17 protein-coding genes are annotated in these 19,527 nt (G+C 61.4%); 9 read left to right on the top strand and 8 right to left on the bottom strand.

Going from position 1 to position 19,527, the window contains the following annotated elements; genetic code table 11:
• The first annotated feature begins 24 nt into the window (after positions 1-24).
• The 8 genes from V5F68_RS19390 to V5F68_RS19355 are packed head-to-tail and all read left to right on the top strand — an operon-like array spanning position 25 to position 9,108.
• The gene (locus tag V5F68_RS19390; protein WP_394016322.1) at positions 25-1,896 is read left to right on the top strand and encodes a branched-chain amino acid ABC transporter ATP-binding protein/permease; all 1,872 of its coding nucleotides are present in this window, start codon (positions 25-27) and stop codon (positions 1,894-1,896) included.
• A 16-nt stretch (positions 1,897-1,912) separates the two neighbouring features.
• Positions 1,913-2,593 (top strand): ABC transporter ATP-binding protein, encoded by a 681-nt coding sequence (locus V5F68_RS19385; RefSeq protein ID WP_394016321.1) that lies wholly within the window; start codon positions 1,913-1,915, stop codon positions 2,591-2,593.
• 15 nt (positions 2,594-2,608) lie between these two features.
• Entirely contained in the window at positions 2,609-3,874 is a 1,266-nt protein-coding gene (locus tag V5F68_RS19380) for an ABC transporter substrate-binding protein (RefSeq protein ID WP_394016320.1), read from the top strand.
• Positions 3,843-5,546, top strand: coding sequence for an AMP-binding protein (locus V5F68_RS19375; protein WP_394016319.1), 1,704 nt, complete (start codon positions 3,843-3,845; stop codon positions 5,544-5,546). Before V5F68_RS19380 ends, V5F68_RS19375 begins: the two co-directional genes overlap by 32 nt.
• A complete protein-coding gene (locus tag V5F68_RS19370; RefSeq protein WP_394016318.1) occupies positions 5,543-6,331 on the top strand; it encodes an enoyl-CoA hydratase/isomerase family protein in 789 nt (262 codons plus the stop codon). The genes V5F68_RS19375 and V5F68_RS19370 overlap by 4 nt, the downstream gene beginning before the upstream one ends.
• Before the next feature lie 15 nt (positions 6,332-6,346).
• Entirely contained in the window at positions 6,347-7,252 is a 906-nt protein-coding gene (locus V5F68_RS19365) for an SMP-30/gluconolactonase/LRE family protein (RefSeq protein ID WP_394016317.1), read from the top strand.
• Between the two features lie 24 nt (positions 7,253-7,276).
• Positions 7,277-8,299 (top strand): AraC family transcriptional regulator, encoded by a 1,023-nt coding sequence (locus tag V5F68_RS19360; protein WP_394016316.1) that lies wholly within the window; start codon positions 7,277-7,279, stop codon positions 8,297-8,299.
• A gap of 56 nt (positions 8,300-8,355) precedes the next feature.
• Positions 8,356-9,108: an N-acyl homoserine lactonase family protein gene (locus V5F68_RS19355; RefSeq protein ID WP_394016315.1), complete on the top strand. Its 753-nt coding sequence runs from the start codon at positions 8,356-8,358 to the stop codon at positions 9,106-9,108.
• Between the two features lie 249 nt (positions 9,109-9,357).
• Here the strand turns inward: V5F68_RS19355 and V5F68_RS19350 are convergent, their stop codons facing one another.
• From V5F68_RS19350 to V5F68_RS19325, 6 genes are all read right to left on the bottom strand, one after another.
• Entirely contained in the window at positions 9,358-10,017 is a 660-nt protein-coding gene (locus V5F68_RS19350) for a hypothetical protein (RefSeq protein WP_509274582.1), read from the bottom strand.
• A 952-nt stretch (positions 10,018-10,969) separates the two neighbouring features.
• Positions 10,970-12,592 (bottom strand): DUF927 domain-containing protein, encoded by a 1,623-nt coding sequence (locus V5F68_RS19345; protein ID WP_394016419.1) that lies wholly within the window; start codon positions 12,590-12,592, stop codon positions 10,970-10,972.
• 136 nt (positions 12,593-12,728) lie between these two features.
• Positions 12,729-12,938: a helix-turn-helix transcriptional regulator gene (locus V5F68_RS19340; RefSeq protein WP_394016418.1), complete on the bottom strand. Its 210-nt coding sequence runs from the start codon at positions 12,936-12,938 to the stop codon at positions 12,729-12,731.
• Positions 12,939-13,351: 413 nt separating this feature from the next.
• A complete protein-coding gene (locus V5F68_RS19335; RefSeq protein ID WP_394016417.1) occupies positions 13,352-14,539 on the bottom strand; it encodes a tyrosine-type recombinase/integrase in 1,188 nt (395 codons plus the stop codon).
• A gap of 366 nt (positions 14,540-14,905) precedes the next feature.
• Positions 14,906-15,301 carry a RidA family protein gene (locus V5F68_RS19330; RefSeq protein WP_394016172.1) on the bottom strand — a complete coding sequence of 132 codons (396 nt, stop codon included), beginning with the start codon at positions 15,299-15,301 and terminating at the stop codon, positions 14,906-14,908.
• A 59-nt stretch (positions 15,302-15,360) separates the two neighbouring features.
• On the bottom strand, positions 15,361-16,515 hold the full coding sequence (locus tag V5F68_RS19325; RefSeq protein ID WP_394016173.1) for a fumarylacetoacetate hydrolase family protein: 1,155 nt from the start codon (positions 16,513-16,515) through the stop codon (positions 15,361-15,363).
• 184 nt (positions 16,516-16,699) lie between these two features.
• On the opposite strand from V5F68_RS19325, the gene V5F68_RS19320 reads away from it, so the two are divergent.
• The gene (locus tag V5F68_RS19320) at positions 16,700-17,452 is read left to right on the top strand and encodes a FadR/GntR family transcriptional regulator (RefSeq protein WP_394016174.1); all 753 of its coding nucleotides are present in this window, start codon (positions 16,700-16,702) and stop codon (positions 17,450-17,452) included.
• Positions 17,453-17,470: 18 nt separating this feature from the next.
• Here V5F68_RS19320 and V5F68_RS19315 read toward each other — a convergent pair whose 3' ends face one another.
• Together V5F68_RS19315 and uxuA are read right to left on the bottom strand one after the other, a co-directional pair.
• Positions 17,471-18,238 carry an SDR family NAD(P)-dependent oxidoreductase gene (locus V5F68_RS19315; RefSeq protein ID WP_394016175.1) on the bottom strand — a complete coding sequence of 256 codons (768 nt, stop codon included), beginning with the start codon at positions 18,236-18,238 and terminating at the stop codon, positions 17,471-17,473.
• A gap of 62 nt (positions 18,239-18,300) precedes the next feature.
• The gene (uxuA, locus tag V5F68_RS19310; protein ID WP_394016217.1) at positions 18,301-19,494 is read right to left on the bottom strand and encodes a mannonate dehydratase; all 1,194 of its coding nucleotides are present in this window, start codon (positions 19,492-19,494) and stop codon (positions 18,301-18,303) included.
• Positions 19,495-19,527 lie beyond the last annotated feature (33 nt).

Raw genomic sequence — 19,527 nt, 5'->3', positions numbered from 1 at the left:
AAAAACGGTCAAGGGGATACGCTCATGTCTGTCCGCTCTTCGGGCGAAGTGGAACGGGAAGGCCGGCGATGGCAGGCCAGATGCGCGCGGCGGCGGAGCGTTTCCATCCTGTGCGTGGTTGCCCTGCTCGCGCTTCTCGCCTGCGTTCCTCTGATCTCCAGTGGGTCCTACAGCCTCGGCCGGTATGAGGTCGCCATCGCCTACATCATCGTGGCGATCGGCATGAACCTGACCTTCGGATATACCGGCGAACTGGTGCTGGGCTATCCGGCGATCATGGCCTCCTCGGCCTATACGGCGGGGATGCTAAGCGCTCACGCCGGCTGGGACGTGAGTGCGACATTCCCTTGCGCCATGCTCGCCGGGATGTGCGCCGGCCTTGTCATCATGGCGCCCGGCCTCAGGGTGCGCGGATGGTATCTGGCGCTTATCACGCTGTTTGCCATCATTGTCCTGCCCAAGCTGGTGATGCTGGGCGAGGAATGGACCGGCGGCGAATACGGCCTCACCGGCATCCGCGCCATCGAGGTCAATGGAAAGCCTCTGCCCGGCTGGGCCATGTTCGAGCTCAGCCTCGCACTGTTCGCCCTCACCCTGCTGGCGATCTGGAACTTCCTGCGCTCGGGCTGGGGCACGCGGCTGCGCGCCCTGCGGGATGCACCGTCCGGGGCGCGTGCGGTCGGCCTGAATCCGGCCAAGCTGCGCCTTACGGTATACGTCCTGTCGAGCATTCCCGCTGCCCTCGCCGGCTTCTACCTGGCCTACGCGGAACGCTTCATCAATCCCGACGCCTTCGGCATGAGCCTGACGCTGCTCCTGCTCACCGGCGTTGTCCTCGGCGGCGCGGGCACGCTGTTCGGACCGATCATCGGCATGGCGCCGCTGCTGGCGCTCAGCTTCTGGGTCGGTCCCTTCAGCCCCTACAACGCGATCACGCTCGGCCTGGGATTGCTGGTCGGCTCGCTGGTGTTTCCCGATGGCGTGATGCCCGCCCTGGTGCGCCTTGTCGGCCGTTTGGAAAAGAAGATCCGGCTTCAGCCGGCCTCGCCCGGTGACGCGGGCGAGGACGAGACCCGCAGCGAGGTGGTCTATCTGCAGCCGGCGGCGGTGGACACGACGCAAACCATCGTGCGCGTCGAGGACCTCAAGGTCCGGTTCGGCACCAACCTGGTCCTTGCCGGCGTCAGCCTCAAGCTGCGGCAGGGCGCCTTGATCGGCCTCGTGGGGCCCAACGGGTCGGGAAAATCGACCCTGCTCAACGCAATTTCCGGCTTCATCGCGCCACAGCAGGGACGCATCTTCGTCGGCGACCAGGACATGTCGGGGAGAGCGGTGCACGAAGTGGCCCTCTCCGGCGTCGGGCGGACGTTCCAGATTCCCCAGCTCATCGAAGATGCGACGGCGCTCGAGAACATCGCGCTCGGCCTGCTCGGCGCCCGGCCCGGCCGGCTGGTATCGTCGATCCTGCGGTTGCCCGGCCTTGTGCGCCAGGAGCGGGAGGATCTCCATCGCTGCCTCGCGACCCTCGCCGAAGTGGGCCTTCCGGCGTCCGTCATTTCCATCCCCGTCGCCGAATTGCCGCTCGGGCTGAAGCGGATCGTGGAGATCGGCCGCGCCGTCGTGTCCCGGCCCAAGCTGCTTCTCCTCGACGAGCCGGCCGCTGGCCTCAACGACAAGGAGCGCCTGCAGCTCGGCCACCTGCTGAACCGGCTGAAGCAGCAGGGCATCACCATCCTCGTCGTCGAGCACAACGTGCCGTTCGTCATGGAATTCTGCGACGAGCTGGCGCTGCTGGAAGCGGGGAACATCGCGTGCCACGCCGCCACCTCCGGGCCGCTTCCGGCACGGCTGCTCAATTATCTGAGCTACGCTCCTGACCAACCGAAATTCGCCTGAACCATCTGGGTGTCCCATGAGCTTATCGGTAAGAAATCTCTGCTCTTGGCATGGTCAGGCTCAAGTTCTCTGGAACGTCGATATCGACGTTGGCGAGGGCGAGGTTCTGGGCATCCTGGGTCGCAACGGTGCCGGAAAGACCACCTTGCTGCGGACGCTCGCGCGCCTGCACGACAAGGCCTCCGGGAGCGTGGAAATGGCCGGGCGCGACATCAGCCGCCTCAAGCCCCACGCCGTGGCGCTCCACGGCATGGCGCTGGTCCGCGACGGCGGGCGCCTGCCGGCGTCCCTCACCGTGCTCCAGATGCTCGAACTCGGCCAGCGGCTCGCCCGCAGCCGAGGCAAGGCGCCACGCTCGCTGGAAGAGACATGGCGCTGGTTTCCCTTGCTCGAATCCCTTCAGCGAACGCGCGCCGGCCTGCTCAGCGGCGGCCAGCGACAGGCCCTCGCTTTGGCGGCGGCTTTTGCCTCCCGGCCATCGCTCGTCTTGCTGGACGAGCCCTCGGCCGGCCTTTCGCCGCCGGTGGCGAGCGAGCTGTTCGCGACCATTCGAAAGCTCGCCGCAGACGGCCTGACCGTGGTCGTGGTCGAGCAGCAGGCGGCGTGGCTCGTAGATCTCGCGCACCGCGGATACCTGCTCGAATCCGGGAAGGTTTCGGCCGAGGGAAACCTCACGGACCTCGTGGACAATAATTAAAAGGGAGGAAACATCATGCTGCTCGCCCGCCCGGCTCCGCAAGGGAGACGTCGCATACCGATCAAACGGCTAGCCACCACGTTCACCTGCGTCGCAACCCTGTTCGCATCGCTCTCTTTCGCCGCCATGCCGGCCGCGGCCGCCTCCAAGAAGGATGAGCCATTCCGCATCGGCGCGATTCTGGCGAAGACCGGCGCCTTCTCCCAATATGGCCAGTTCATCGAACAGGGCCTGCGGGTCGCGGTGAAGCGTATCAACGCGAGCGGTGGAATCATGTCGCGCCCCGTGGAGCTGATCGTCCGCGATGACGCCAGCAATCCCGGCCGCGCGCTTCTCGCGGCGAAGGAGCTGGTGAGCGACCAGAAGGTGGACTTCATCTATCCCGAGGTCATCAGCGGCCTGGTGCTCGCGGTGCTACCCTACACGAGCGAGCAGAAGGTTCTGACCGTCAGCAGCGGCGCGAGCCCGATCATCGGCGACACGAAGAAGTTCCCCTACAGCTTCCAGCTTGCCGACATCGCCAGCAAGCGGACCGAGGCCGTCGCCATCGCGCTGAAGAAGCTCGGCGGCAAGAAGGTGGGCATTCTCGTCAGCACCAATCCCCCGCAGGTTGCGCTCGGCGATACGCTCGCCGCCGATCTCTCGAAGAAATACGGGATGGAGGTCGCCGGCTATAAACAGTTCAGCGTCGATGCGAAGGACCTCGCGCCACAATTGCAAAGCCTGCGCGATGCCGGCGCCGATATCATCGCCTTCGACAGCGGTGCGCGCGAAGGGGTGCGCGTGGTCATGACGGGCATGCAGACCCTGGGCTGGAAGGCCAAAGTGGTGAGCGAGCCCGCGGTGCTCTACGGGGATCTCACCGAACAGGTTCCTTCCTCCGTGCAGGACCAGTTCGTCGCGGTCAACTATCGCATCGGCACCTGGACGGGCGCGCCACGGCCCGGCCTGGAATCCATCATCGAAGACCTGAAGAAGGAGGGGCCGATCAACAATCTGCCCTACAGCGCACTCGCAATGGATGCGGTCTATATGGCCAAATGGGCGTTTGAGACCGCTCTGAAGGAAAAGGGCAATACGGACCCCGATACGCTAAAGGAAATCCTGGAGACCCGCAGCGCGCTGCCGCCCGGCTACGGCATCGTCTTCCAAGATCCGAAATATAGCGCGGACGATCATACGACGGTGAATGCGGATTACAGCAAGATGTGGGGCCTCATAAAGGTCAGCAAGCCGCATGATGGCGCCTATGAAGGCGAGGATCTCTCACTTACGGAATGAAATGGCCGGAGGCTTCGGGCCACAGTGCCCGAAGCACCCCACGTACCCGTTTCCAAGTGTGCAAGCCGCGAAGACGTCCGTCTGCGGCGCATTTAGACAAGGTGGCGCAATGCGTGCACGATCTGAGATCGAACAGCTTATCCGGCAGCGGGTGTCCCAACATCCTTCGGCAGTGTGGTTGAAGTTCAAGGGCGATCAATACCGCTGGGAGGAAGTCCTTTCGCTTTCGCAACGCGCGGCGAATGGCCTGTTGAGGCTTGGTGTGCGGCCGGGCGACAAGGTTGCGTTGATGGCGAGCAATTCGCCGGAGTTTCTGTGGCTATATTTCGGCGTTCTGTTCATCGGCGCGGATGTGGTGCCGCTCAATCGCTGGCAACGCGGACCAGCGCTGGAACATATGCTCGCGGATTCTGGCGTCGCCGCCATCGCCTTCGATCCCGATCTGGAACCCTTCATACAGGAGGCACGCGGGCGCGCCGATAAGCTGCGGGTCCTGATCACTGTCAATGCCGAGAACCCCAGTTCGCAAAGCATCGATCTCGCCGCGCTTATGGACGCCCCGGACACGGAGCCGGACGTGCAGGTCGACACGCCGGTGGGCGCCGTCGGCCTGCTCTACACCTCGGGCACCACCGGTCGGCCGAAGGGAATCGTCGCCTCCAAGTACGAGCCTCTGCTCAGCCCCTTGCTGTCGGCCATCGGCGTGCGGCCGGGCGAAACCATGTATGCCTGCCTGCCGCTGTTCCATGCCAACGCCCTTCTGATTTCCGCCCTGGGTTCGATCCGCCTGGATGCCAAGCTTGCGCTCGCCGAGCGCTTCAGCGCCTCGCAATTCTGGGATGACTGCCGCAAGTTCGACGCCGTCGAGGTCAATACGCTGGGCGCGATGGCTCCCATCCTGATGAAGCAGCAAGCGAAGTCCGACGACCGCGACAACCCGGTGCGGACCTTTCTCTCTGTCGGCACGCCCGCCGGCGTCTGGCGGGATTTTGAAGAGCGGTTCGCAGTCAGGATCGTGGAATGGTACGGCATGTCCGACGCACCCGGAATCCTGTTGAATACCTTTGGAAAAGTCGGTTCGGTCGGCAAGCCAGCGACGGGAGCCGAGTTCATGGTGGTGGACGAGGCCGGGCAGCCGCTGCCTCCGGGGCAGTGCGGCGAATTGTGGTTCCGACATGCCGCCGGGCAGGCCACCGCCTATCACAACCTGCCGGAAGCCACCGCAAGCGCCTATGAAGGCGGGTGGTTTCATTCCGGCGATCTTGGCGAACAGGACGAGGACGGATTCTTCTATTTCCGAGGCCGGGCCAAACTCGCGATCCGCCGTCGCGGCGAGAACATCTCGGCCTGGGAGGTGGAGGCGGTGCTCGACGCTTGCCCCGAGGTGCTCGAATCTGCGGTGATCGGCGTCCCTTCGGAGGTCGGCGAGGAAGAGGTTATGGCCGTCGTCGTGCCGCAGCCGGGACACAGCGTATCTCCCGAACGGCTGCTGGAATTCTGCGAGGGCAAGCTTGCATATTACGCAGTCCCGAGATTTGTCGAGATCGTCAGCTCCCTGCCCAAGACCGGGACGCAGAAGATCCAGCACAATGTGCTGAAGGAGCGCGGGCGCACATCCGCCACGTGGGACCGGGAGGCGGTGGGGTTCGCCGTGGCGAGAGGCCGGAGATGACCGCGTTGAAGAGTAGTGCGCAATTGAGCGCGCCGGGCGAGGTATTGTGCGAATATTCCGAAGACGGCGCGGTGCTGGATATCGTCCTGAACCGACCGTCGAAGCGAAACGCCCTGTCGCCGCCGATGGCGCGTGAAATCACGGCCGCGCTGAAGCGCGCGGTTCGTGAAAACGTCCATATGGTCGTCTTTCGCTCTACCGTGAACGGTGCTTTCTGTGCCGGGTTCGATATCGGCTACATGGGAGACGCTTCCAGCGACCCGGCAGAACCGCTCTACGAACTCTATACCTGCCTGGAGCACCTGCCGGCAGTAACGGTGGCGTTCGCCGACGGCCTCGTGGTTGGCGGCGGCGTCGAACTGTTCCTGTGCTGCGATCTGCGGCTTTCCTCGCCGCTCTCGACCTTCAGGATGCCGCCGGCCAAGCTCTCGGTCGTCTATGAGCGCGAGGGCATAGCGCGCTTTATCCGTCGGACAGGGCTCGCCGCGACCACCGAGCTATTCCTGACTGGCCGGAGCCTGACGGCACAGGAGGCGGAACGATGTGGCCTCGTCACCCGCGTCATGACCGAAGATGCGTTCCTCGACTATCGCGCGGACATTTTAGCCGGCGCACCCCTGGCCCAGCAGGCCATGAAGGAAATCATCGTCGCACTCACGGCCACGCCGGGCATGAGCGATGAGCGCTTCGGGCAGCTCAAGCGGACCGTATCCAATAGCCTGGACCGCGATGAGGCCCTCAATGCGTTTAAAGAGAAAAGACCGCCCCGGTTCACCGGGCGCTAGAGGGAGAATTCATCAATGCCGGCTATCGTGTCGCAGCCTGAGATCATCTCCAGGGGGCACAAGTTGCTCGAAGCGCCGATCTTCGACCGGACGCTCGGCTTGCTTTTCACCGATGCGGAGCGCGGGGGCGTGTGGCGCCTGGATGAGACAGGCGTACCCCAACTCCTGATCCCGCATCGGCGCGGCATCGGCGGAATGGCCATCCACGCCGCAGGCGGCGTCGTCGTCTCGGGCAGAACCGTTGCCTTCAAACCGATCCCGGATGGCGGCACTGTTGCCCTGATGCAGAACGATCCGGCAGCCGGCCGGATAGGCTACAATGATCTCGTGACCGACCGGAGTGGACGCATTTATGTCGGCTCCATGAGCTTCGTTCCGATGCTCGGCCAGATCGAAACGGAGAAGCGCGGAAGCCTTTATCTCATCGGGCTGGATGGCGCGGCGAGCGAGGTGGCGCAGGGCATCCGCCTTTCGAATGGCCTCGGATTCTCCGCGGACGGAGCATGCCTCTATCATGCCGATTCCCTGGCACACTGCGTCTACGCATATGATGTGGCCGATGACGGATCGCTCTCCCCGCCGCGCGTTTTCGTCACCACGGCCGAAGGGATGCCCGATGGACTTGCTGTCGCGGAAGACGGCAGCGTGTGGGTGGCGATGTTCCAAGCCGGCCTTGTCGTGGCCTATAATTCCAAGGGAATGGAAATCCATCGCATCTGGCTTCCGACGCCAATGGTCACCAGCCTGTGCTTCGGCGATGCCGACAACATGTCTTTGTACATTGTCTCTGCGTCGGGCGGGACCGACCCGGAGGTCGGCGGCTGCATCTATCGCATGCGCCTCGACGTTGCGGGCGTCGAACGGTACCCGGCGAAGATTTCATTGAAGGTGGACCACCACGCTTCGCTGTCCCCGGCCTGATGACCGAGTCTGAGCGTACGAAACATGGCCACGATCGGATCGCATTATTTCAGGGAGTGTCTGCGAGGCGCCCGGGCAAAGGGCGTTCGCACGCAGACCCTTCTTGATCGCGCAAACGTTCCCGCCGTCGTTCTCGCTCCGCTCGGCCGCGGCACGACCCAGCAGATGGCAAGCCTTGTGCGCTGCATCTGGAATGAACTCGACGACGAGTTCATGGGATTTACACAAATGCGGGTCAAACGCGGCGTGTTCGAAATGATGGCGCGCCTCGTCCTGCAGTGCGTCTCAGTCGAGGAGATGTTCGAGCTCGGCGTGCGCTTCTACAATCTCATCACGGACGACATTGTCATGCGCCTGGAGCGCACGCCGGACGAGGTGATCTTCAACGTGACCATGAAGCGCGAGGACCTCGACCCCGCGCATTACTTCATCGAATTCTGGCTCGTCATATGGCATCGCTTCCTGGGGTGGGCCTGCGGCTCCCCCGTTCCGCTGAACTGGGCGGCGTTCACCTATGAATGCCCGTCCAATTATCTTGAGGAATTCAAGTACCTCTTCCCGTGCCGTCACTATTTCAACGCAGAATCGACCTGCATCTCGGTCCCTCGCGAGCACCTGAAGCTGCCGGTCATCAGGAGCAACAAGGAGCTCGAGGAATTCCTGGCGTGCGCGCCGCTGAATTTCATGACGATGCCCAACCTGGACCAGAGCTATACGCGCAGGATCAGATCGCTGCTCGTATCGGAATATGGCGAGGGGATGCAATTTCCTGCTTTTTCCGAAGTGGCCGTGCATCTGCATATGACAGAGCAAACCTTGCGCCGAAGACTGCGGGAGGAATCATCGTCCTATCGCGGCATCAAGGAGAATATTCGCAGGGATACCGCGCTGCGAAAGCTGCTGCGGGGCAATGCATCCATCGGCGACATCGCGCTATCGGTCGGCTATTCCGAGACGCGCGCATTCACCCGTGCATTCCGGCAATGGACGGGCACCAGCCCGGTCCGCTACCGCCGCGAAGTCTTGTGCGATTCGGAAGAACCATAGCCCGCTCGGCTTCGATGTACCCCAGTCAACGCTAGAGTTATAGGCACAGCATGAAGATGACCGCGATCTCCGGTGGCACTTTGCAGATGAGACGAAGTGTTTATTTCGAGGATGCCGCGCCCGGCGAATTGATCACACTCCCCGTTTCGTGCTTCCTGATCCAGCATCCGCAAGGCAACGTCCTGTTCGATACCGGATGTCATCCTGAGCTCGTGACGGATCCTGTCTCCCGCATCGGTGGCATGGCGAAAATGATGCGCGTGATATCCGAGGCGTCCGTCAACGTGGTTCAGGCCCTGGAGCATATGGGGATAACGCTGGGAGACATCGACGTCGTCGTCAACTCGCATCTGCACCCGGATCATTGCGGGTGCAACGGGTTCTTCGGATCGGCCACCCAGATCTGCCATCGATGCGAGCTCGAAGCGGCCCGGCAGGAAGAGGCCGAGCGCGCGGGTTATTTCAAGGCCGATTGGGCAGGCGGGCCGCCATTCACCGAAATCGATGGGGAATATGATGTTTTCGGCGATGGCCGCATCGTCCTGATCCCACTTCCCGGCCATACGCCGGGAAGCATCGGCGCCTTGGTCACGCTCGACCGCGACGGCCCTTTTCTTCTGGCTTCGGATGCAGCGAGCATGCGCGAAAATCTCGACCAGGGAACCATTCCGCGCAACACGTGGGACAAAGGCCAGTTTATGGGCTCGATTAAAGAAATGCGTCGATATCAGAACATGGGGTTTAATGTAATATATGGTCACGATTATCGACAATGGGTCAAGATCGAACAAAAAAAATATTTCGCGTAAAAAATCCTATAATCAGCCAATATTGGACGCTCCGCACCCTGCGCGGCACTTGGCGCGCTACGCGTTGAAGCTTATGGCCCTGAAATGGAATTATTGAAGCGGCAAGATTGGCGCCGCCTTCATATACGCACAACTCACAAGCGAGGTGGCTGAAAGGCTTGCGTCGGGCTGAATGCGCCATCTGCACAATGACCTCAGCCGCATCGGTTTCGCGCGCAATGGTCTTAAGTTGAGACCATCCACCATCCCTCAGAAGGGCTTCCAACCGGTTCGCATCAGGCTGGAGCCTCCTTCACGACGGCAAGCCTCATCATAGCCGCGAGCCGTCATATCTCGCCCGCCATTTCTCTCGCGTGGAAGCAGCAGGAGGGAATCAGAGGAAAGCCTGGTCCCAACCGCCTTCAGGGCATATTGGGTCATGTGATCAGGGGTTACGAATACGCGCCCGATCCAAATGCGCCGCACCCGCGTATCTCTAATCAGTGCAGCATTATTTTCAGTCGCCCAGAGATGGAATTTCTCTCGAAAGCGAGAGACAGGCGGCTGCAGAAAGATTGCATGGCAATGCAGGCCGTCATTCAGAGTGACGTCATTGAGCTCAACTTTGGTGTGTTTTGGAACGGGTAGATCCGGCGCGACAAGCATCAAGGGCAGCTTGTGGCGCTCTTGATGGGAATTCGGTCGGCGAGCAAAACGCGTGATGATCCGAGAATATATACGTTCGATATCGGCGTGCATCTGATCGATTTTTTTCGCTTTAAGCGAAAAAGTGAGAGGGTGAAACATGAAGCTCATGAAGAAGGGCCTATACCCTTGCTCAACTTGATCTGAGACCCACTCCCCATAGGCGAACTGGAGCTCTCTCGCTGGGGTATAAGGCACTCCCTGATGCCCGAGATTAGAAGCCATGATATACACCTCATATAAGCAGATAATTGATACATTGCATAATCGACAGATATCTCATCATCGAATGTCTCTGTTTGTTATATAGAAAATTGATGATATTGATGTATGTCGATGATGTAGATAGTCATGTCTAAAGAGGCATGTGTTTCATTGCCATTTAGACATGACTATTCATATGCAGAGCGATTTTGCACCACATTGAATTGGCATGAGGTCGTTGCGATTGCGTTCGGGATTGCCACGACGCGCGCTGGCGACATGACTAATTAACAGTATTGCAAAATTGTCGAATTGCGATGCGAGGGGCAGGTTTCGGCATGCAAATCCCGGCGAAACCATAGCTTCGGAGGGCATTAGGTGTCGAAGGCGCCGATTTACTGCTTACCTACTCCGGCGCGCTCTTGCAGCAAGCGAAAAGCCACCTACAGATAGGCGCAGCGTTAAGCAAGACCTTCATGCCGAACTCCGCGGAGATCACGCAAGGCATCGTATTTTGGTGGTGCTTAAAGGCCGATTACCTTTGCCCAAGCCACTGCGATTTCATCGAGTTAGCTGCTCTCGAAATGCCTGTAGAGGCACGCGAGATTGGCCTCCGAAGTAGCGGGCTTATACTGAAATAATTGCTCAAGGTGAGCAGATAGGCTGGCCGAAACAGGTCATAGTTTTGAGGCTCTGCGCCGAGTTCGCACGCGGGGGGATCACGGAAGGCCCTGTGCCAGCGTAACCGGCCTGAAAACGTATCCCCGAAAAGTGCCGGCTACCCGTGTGATCACTTTGCACCTGCGCGTTCGAAGAGGCGCAATTTTTGCGCGATTTAGTTTCAGTTGATTAATCTGTTTATTAACAAGAGTGAGAGCGACAGATGTGGTCGAGACAGATGGCTGCCTCGACCCTGCCATTTCAAAGCCAAACTTTTCCGGGTCAGACTGCGTTTGACGTGGTGCTCACGTGCTTATTTATGCGCAGCAGCGCTTGCTTTCGACACCTCGACCGCGAGTTCGACAAGCCCCTCATATCGAAGGCATAGTACGTATGGCTTCATGGTCGAGAAGCCCTTCACCTTCACTTGGCGGACATGATGCAAGGCGTCCTTCCCGGGCATGAGCACCCCGCGCAGCTGCCACTGCCGCAGGATTTCCTTCTGTTCAGCAGGGGCGACGAGGTCGTCAAGGCGGTGTCGGAAGATAGCCAAGACGCGTTGGTTGTTCGACTTTCTTCGGAAGCCCAATGCGGAATCTCTTATGTCCGAAGGAAAAGCGTCGCCTTCTGCGACGACGGGAAATTTTTCGGAATCAAGGCGTGCTGCCGCCACACGGCGTAGTACGGCCTCGGCCCTTTGCTCCGCTGTCGGCTTCAGTGCACGCTTGAAAACTCTAAGAGCGCAGCGCGAAAGATGCTTTGCTGTAAAGGGGACCACGTTGTACTCGGCCGCCAGGCTTCCGGCTCCTACTAGAAGCGCGAAGGCCTTGGCCATCTCCGCCCCCACTTGCCCCACATAGGGCTGGGTCTTGGCCTCGAAGGCGGCCATCGCCGCCTCGACCTTCTGGAGCGAGCTGTCGTCCGCCACGACGGCATGAACGAATTCGCGAACCAAATGACCATAATGGGATCGAATGGTCTTCATTGCGCGCCGCAGAAGCTTCGCGCGGGCCTTGGGGCCCTTCTGGAAGTCGAAAAGACCCTTGCCCTTTGCCAGCGTCAGAAAGGTCATGCCGGGGTTCGGTCGATCTTGGAGTGCTTCCGGGTCGTGCGAGTCTATTGATAACACTAGGGCCGGGGCATCGCTTGCTTGCTGAACGTGATCACCGGTCGAGCCCTGAACCTTGGTCGCTGCTGCGGCTGCTGCGGTCAGGGCACGGCGTCGGACTTTGAGATCTCCCCCGGCGTGGCGCGTGGAAACCGCTTGAATCAGAGTGGATCCTGAACCGGCAGAGAGGCGCCCCCGCTTGGTCAGATCGGTCACTGGCCAAATGTTCGCCTCAGAGGGATTTTCGACCATAGACATTGCCCACCGCAGGCAGAGCTCTCTTTCATCAGCTGTACCTCCGCTGAGGTGCAGAAGACCGATATCGGGCCCATCGATCAGGTCGAGAAGGGGTGCGGCGCAAGCCGCCGCAGCCATCAACGTCAGCACGCTGGAGGTTGCGAAAATCTCCTGCGTCGACGCCTTCCAGCCCTCGAAGGAGCCCGCGACCGGCGGCATGGCGACGCTCGCGGGGCCATCGAATTTCAGTTCATTTGGATCACGCCCGATGGTCATGTCGGGGAGGACAAAGCAGGTGCCATGCCAGCCGATCCGCCGGGTGACGTTGGTGATGGGTGCGCTCGTCCCCGTGAGTACCTTCTCGACGTCGGACCGGCACAGGCGCATATCCGTTGGCATCGCCACCCCCTTGGCGAGCAAATGCGCCAGGACTTTTCCGGGTGTTGCCGCCCATGATCGCGGCATCGAAATACGCAACGCTTCGCCGTCGGTGGAAGCGCATCCCAAAACGGCGGTGAATTCGCCCGTGTGTAAGTCCCTGCGCAACTCGGTGAGCGTGAGCCAATTGGGCTGAGGATTTGGAATATACATTTTCGTGATCCGCCGTGAGCACGTGAAACGTGCGTTGAAAAGGAATGCAGGGCGAGGCGCCGCTGCGGGTGGATTAACAAGATCGGCAAAAGGGGATGCGCACGCGCATGCTTCGCGGTGGGCCCGTGCGCGCGGATTAAGGACGATCGGTCCAGCCACGTTCCATCAGCAACCGGATATCCTCCGTGCGCCACGCTGTGATGCGGGGGCCAAGCTTCGTGGGTTGAGGATAACGCCCGGTCTTCACACCCAGCAGCCACGTGCTGCGCGATACCGGAATAGGCCCGTTCGGAGCGATTATATCAGTGAGGCGAACGAAGCCATTTTTGGAAAAGTCGATGCTCATATGAGCCTCCTCGTTTGGGGACGAGGGGGTTCACAAGATTCAAAAAAGAGGTCTCAAACGGCCTCGTAGATGCGTCTAGAGGGTCTCTAGACGCGAATTGGCCAAAAAATGACTAAATTTGAGATCGCATTCCGCACGACGAATTAAATCAAATAGCCCGTAAAAGGGGCTCATCCTTAGGACCAGTTTTTCGCTATGGATCGTTGCAGCGCGCGGGATCTTAAGGATCCCATTTTCGGTGCAGGGTGCTCACGTGCTCACGCTGACGGCAAGAAGGACGTTTGCAAAGGCGGATGAGCGAGCATGAGACATTGGTTCACGCTTGCGAAAGCGCATGGCGTCAGTTGGAATGAAGCCGATAACCGACGGGGCCGGTCCGGCATCATCTATTGAAAGCCGCATAATTGCGCCTCTCAGTTGGAGGCGCGGGGAATGTCTGTCGCAAAGGTGGCCCAGTCGTTCATCAGCGCACGGCGCTTCTCGAAAAGATCGCCGCGCCGATATGCAGCCTCCACCTTGCTTTCGATCGTGTGGGCCAATGCCATTTCGCAAACCTCGCGCGGATGGCTCGTAGCTTCTGATGCCCAATCGCGAAATGCGGACCGAAACCCGTGCGCCGTGATCTCAAGCTTGAGGCGGCGAAGCACCATCAGGAACGCCATATTTGACATCGACGATCCAGGCGAGCGGCCGGGAAAAATGAATCCCTCAGTTGTCATTTGAGCCGCCTGTTCGAGAATCTCAACGCAGCGCGCGGAAAGCGGCACGCGATGGATGCGCTTCGCCTTCATGCGCGCCGCTGGCACGGTCCATACTTTCTCCACAAGATCGATTTCGCTCCACTCGGCGCCGATCACTTCGCCAGTCCGAGCAGCCGTCAGGATCAGAAACTCAAATGCCAGCCGCACGTGCAGGGCGGCATCGCACGTGCTCATTCTAGTGATGAATGCTGGCACCTCAGAGAACGGAAGAGCGGCATGATGTTCCTTCTGTTTGCCCTGTTTCGGAAGCCCTCGCTCGACCCCTTCAATCGGGTTGTCGCCGGTCCGATAACCGGAGGCCTTAGCCCAGTCGAAAACAGTCCCAATTCGCTGCTTTAGCCTTCGGGCCGTTTCGGGCTTAACCAACCAGACGGGCGAGAGGACCCGCAACAATTGCGGCGTTCCAACCGTATCGATCCGCAGGCTGCCAATCTCTGGAAAAGCATAGGTCTTGAGTGTCATCAGCCACTGGGCGGCGTGCTTCGGATTCTTCCAGGAGGGCGCATGCTCGGCATGAACTCGCTCCGCGGCTTCGGCGAAAGTCGGGGCTACCGTCACCGTCTTGCGCCTCTCAGCGAGAGGATCACCTCCCTCCCGCGCGATCCGGCAGAACCCGAGAGCCTTCTCTCGCGCTTCGACAAGGCTGACTAGGGAGGCGCTCCCCAGCCCCATATCGCGACGTCGACCTTGGACCATAATGCGCAGCAGCCAGCGCTTGGCTCCGCTCTTATCGACCTCGAGGTACAGCCCGTTGCCGTCCGCATATCGCCCCGGTGTCTTTATCTGGCGCACCTGTAGAGCAGTCAGCGCCTTTTCCGGATGCCTACCACGCTTTTTCATCCGCCCAATTCAAGCCCCACATTTCACCCCACATACTAACTCGGATCTAGCGATATTTCAAGACACGTCGTCGAACAATAAAATTCAGTAACTCATTGACTCTAATAGGTCAATTTGAATGCCAGCGAACATCGTCGGACGCTGATTTGGCTGCCTCCCTCTCCGCCACTTCTTAAGCTAAAGCGCTACCCACGAGCATGCGGCTGGATCAGGGATCGACCTTGCCTGCGGGAATCGTCCCCCTGACCCTTGTGTTTCCAGGTCCGGATGGCCTGGAAACATAAGGCGCGACAGTGCGGCTGGGCACGAGCTTACAATCGAAGCCGGAAAGGCCCTTGGAAGCCGCCGGTCAGGTCTGGGCGCGATCTAATGGATCGCGGCCGTAGCTTCGATCTCGACAAGCCAGTCCACATTTGCCAGGCCTGAAACCACCACCGCGGTTGCCGCCGGAAACGGGTCTTTGAAATACTTGCGCCGCACCTCCATCACCGTCGGCAGATATTCCCGGGCGGTGAGATAGATGGTGAGGCGGCAGACGTCCGCGAGGGAGCCGCCTTCCGCCTCGACAATCGCCTTGATGTTCTGGATGACCTGCTCGGCCTGAGCCCGCACATCCCCTGGCCCGACGTTCACACCGGCTGCGTCCTGGGGCACCTGTCCGGAAATGTGGAGAAGGGCGCCGCCTTCGGAACGCACGGCGAGCGAGAACGGCGCGGCCGGGGATTTGAAGACGCCCTTAGGCTTCACTTCCTTGATTGTCATGGTCCTCACTTCCCTTTCGGCTTTCGAGAAAATGCGATCAGGGACGGCCTCGGCGCCGCTCACGGCAGGAGATGGCGCGCGGAGAGGTTTCGCATCAGCTGGCGCGTTCCGAAATTCCACGGCGGACACGCATCCGAGGGGCGCACCGTGTTCCGCAATTCGCCCAGCAGCGGATCGGAGATGACGACCACGTCACCCCAATGGTGCGTGAAGCCCTGTCCGGCCTCGCCCCTGTCCTGGACCGGCGTGAAGAGCGTGCCGAGGAACAGGACGAAGCCGTCCGGATACTGATGATTGGGTCCGATGGCCTGAGCCACCAGATCGACGGGGTCGCGGCTGATCTCCGACATGGAGCTGCCGTCTTCGAGGACAAAGCCATCCTCGCCTTCCACCCGCAGCTTCACCTCGGACCGGCGGACCTGGTCGAGCCCGTAGCCCTCGTCGAGGAGGCGGACGAAGGGGCCGACTGCGCATGAGGCATTGTTGTCCTTAGCCTTACCCAGCAGCAGAGCCGAGCGCCCCTCCACGTCTCTGAGATTGACGTCGTTCCCGAGGCTCACACCCTTGATCTCGCCACGGCTGTTGACGAACAGCACGATCTCCGGCTCGGGATTGTTCCAGTGCGACATGGCGTGGACGCCGACCGCCGCGCCCCAGCCGACGCAGGACATGGGCTGGGCCTTGGTGAAGATTTCCGCATCCGGCCCGATGCCCACTTCGAGATATTGGGACCACAGCCCCTCTTCGATCAGCGTGCGCTTCAGCGCGTCCGCCTCGGGCGAGCCGGGGACGAGGTTCTTCAAATTGCCGCCGATGCTCGCCTCGATCTTCTGGCGGAACATCAAAGCAAGCGACGGGTCGCCCGCGACCTTCTCCTCGATCACCCGTTCCAGAATGGACTGGGCGAAGGTGACCCCGCTCGCCTTCACCGACTGGAGATCGCAAGGGGCCAGCAGATGGATCTGCGAGGGGTCGGCGGCCTGGGAGGAGGCCGCGATCGCCGCCAGCGAGCCGATGTGGCGCTTGTCCACCGCCCGAAGGAAGCCGGCGCAGTCCTCCAGTTCCAGGAGATCCGCCATGGTGGGGGCGGTGGAGGAGGTTATGTCGTAGACTTCACCATCGCGCACGAGGACCACGGCGGGCCCGGCGACGTCCGGAAGCCAGACGCGGCCGAGGAAGGTTCCTTCGGGAGGAAGAGACAGGGTAAAGCTCAAGGCGTGCCTCCTTTGCCACCAGCAATGTCCGGTCGGCGCTCGCGTTCGGGGCGAGCGGTCTCATCGGTCCAGGCGGTCGAAGAGCCGATTTTGTTGGACATGAATGCCGGTCTAGGGGTTAAGGGTATTTAGGGCGGTGTCAATCCGAAATGTTGGACAAATGGATCAAGCTGGAGCGAAGGCCGTGAGCGTCGGAAACAAGGGAAAGCTGGCGGGCCAAGCCGAGAGCGAGACTGCGTCCGGCTCCGCCGTAGACCAGATCATCGACGCGATCCAGCGCCTCATCGACGAGCGGGGCCTGACGGTGGGGGACGCGCTGCCGGGCGAGATCGAGCTCGCGAGGCTTTTCGGCTCCAGCCGCAACACGGTACGCGAGGCGATGCGGACCTTGCGCGCCTACGGCATCGTTGAGGCGCGCCAAAAAAGCGGCGCGATCTTGATCGACGACCGGCATGCGGCCGCCATGCGGCTTTTCTCCTTCGGCTTCCGCCTGTCCGCCGACATTTTCACCGATATTCAGGAGTTTCGCCGGCTGGTGGAGGAAGGCATTCGCGAGCGCGTCTTCTCCAATGTGACGCAACAGGATCTCGAAACCCTGGAGGCCCTCACCTGGAAAATGGAAGAGGCGACCTCGGTCGCGGACGCTGCGGAATTCGATTATGCCTTCCACAGTCAAATTGTTAGAATGTCCAACAATAAAACGACCGAAGATGTCTATCTGATCATGCGCCCCGTCATCCAGAAACTCATGGAGAGCGGCAAGAGAGAGCGCACGCAGCGACGGGACATCGCCGCCGAGCACCGCGCCATCATCGACGCCATCCGGCAGAAGGACGGCGCCGCCTATACCTATTGGGTCGGCCTTCATCTCAGGTCCGGCCTGAAGTTCATTCCCGAGGCCGGCGCCAAGGCCAAGGAGGCGCTGCCCGAAGGGTGAGGACCTTGATCCGCCGCCCTAGGGCATGAACTGGCCGCCATTCACATCGATGATCTGGCCCGTGATGTAGCCCGACATCTCCTGCGAGGCGAGGAAGGCGAAGATCCAGGCGCAGTCCTCCGCGGTGCCGAGGCGCCCCATGGGGATGGTCTTGCGCACGGCCTCCTGCGTGTCGAGGGGGGTCGCGGCGTGAAAGGGCGTTGCGATGAAGCCGGGAGCCACGGCGTTCACGCGGATTGCGTCCTTGGCGAATTCCTTGGCCATGGAACGCGTCAGGCTGTGGACCGCGGCCTTCGCGGCGGCATAGAGGCCGGAGCCGGGAGCGCCGCCGTTGCGGCCCGCGATGGAACCCACATTGATGATCGCCGCATGCGCGCTGCGGCTGAGCGTGGGATGGGCCGCCCGGGCCGTCTCCAGCACCGCGCGCACGTTGAGCGTTGTCACCCTGTCCCAAATGTCGTCGTCGAAGGCTTCCAGCGGCGTACGCCCCACCAGGGAACCGGCATTGTTGATGAGCACGTCGAGGCCACCCAGATTTTCCACCGCGCTGGAGACGATGCCGGGAATCGCGCCCGGCACCAGAAGGTCTCCACCCACGACTTCGGCCGCCCCGCCGGCACGGGCGATTTCCTCGGCGAGCGTCTCTGCGCCCTGCCGGTTGGCATTGTAGTGCAGACAGACGCGAGCGCCGCAGGCGGCGAGAACGCGGGCCGCTGCCGCGCCGATGCCCGAGCTCGAGCCGAGGAGCAGGACACGGTGGTCGGACAAATCGATGTGCGAGGTCAATTCGGATCTCCTCTTGCGGCCGGCGGCGCAAGCTGGCCAGCGCCGCCGTCGTCAGACGGGCCTCAGATCGGGGGAAGGGCAGGGTCCTGATGGGCGAGGGCGATCATGACGCCGCGCAGTTCCGCGAGGCCCTTCAGGCGGCCGATGCAGCTGTAGCCGGGGTTCACTTTCTTCCCGATATCGTCCACCAGCACATGGCCGTGGTCAGGACGCATGGCGATCTGCCAGTCCGCGCGCCCGGCCGCCTTGCGCTTTGCTTCCTCTTCTAGGAGCGCGCGGATGACGGCCACCATATCCACGCTGCCGTCGAGATGGTCGGATTCGTGGAACGATCCATGGTCCTCGCGGCGGACATTGCGCAGATGGACGAAATTGATGCGCGGCCCGAACTCGCGGATCATGGCGACGATGTCGTTGTCGGCCCGCACGCCGTAGGAGCCGGTGCAGATGACGATGCCGTTCGCGGGACTGTCGACGGCGCTCAGGATGTGCCGCAGATCTGCCGCCGTTGAGACCACGCGGGGCAGGCCGAACAGGGAGAAGGGCGGGTCGTCCGGATGGATGACCAGCTTGACGCCGACCTCCTCGGCCACCGGAACCACTTCCTTGAGGAAGTGCACGAGGTTCGCCCGCAGCTTGTCCGGCGTCACGTCCCGGTAGAGGTCGAGCTCGCGCAGGATGCCCGCGCGGTCGTATCGCCCTTCGCCACCGGGCAGCCCGCAGATGATGTTGTCCTCCACCTGGCGGATATCATCCGGAGTCCAGCCGGCGTGGCGCTGCCGGGCCTTCGCAACCACGGCGGGATCGTAGAAGCCGGCGGCGGCGTCGCCGCGAAGCACACACACGTCGTAGGCGACGAAGTCGATCATGTCGAAGCGGAGCGCAAGGCCCGTGCTCGGCATCTCATATTCAAGGTCGGTGCGGGTCCAATCCACCACCGGCATGAAATTGAAGCAGATCACCGGAATGCCCGCCCCGGCGAGGCTGCGCAGGCTGGTTTTCCAGTTCTCGATGGCGCGCTGGGCGCCCGGCCCGCCGATCTTCACATCGGTCAGCACCGGAATGCTCTCGCAGACCGACCAGACCAGACCCTCCTTCTCGATGAGCGCCTTGTGCGCAAGCACATCGTCCAGGGTCCAGGGCTCGCCATTGTACTTGTGGTGCAGGGCCGTCACCACGCCCTTGGCGCCCGCCTGGCGGATATGTCGGAGCGTGACTGGATCGTTCGGGCCGTACCAGCGCCAAGCCTGCTGCATCGCCATCGCCTCATTGTTGGACATTTCAATCTA

The organism is Roseixanthobacter pseudopolyaromaticivorans (assembly GCF_043195145.2).
Lineage (GTDB): Bacteria > Pseudomonadota > Alphaproteobacteria > Rhizobiales > Xanthobacteraceae > NCEH01.
Note: the sequence above shows the minus strand (reverse complement) of the source record. Positions and strands in the feature narration are given on the sequence as shown.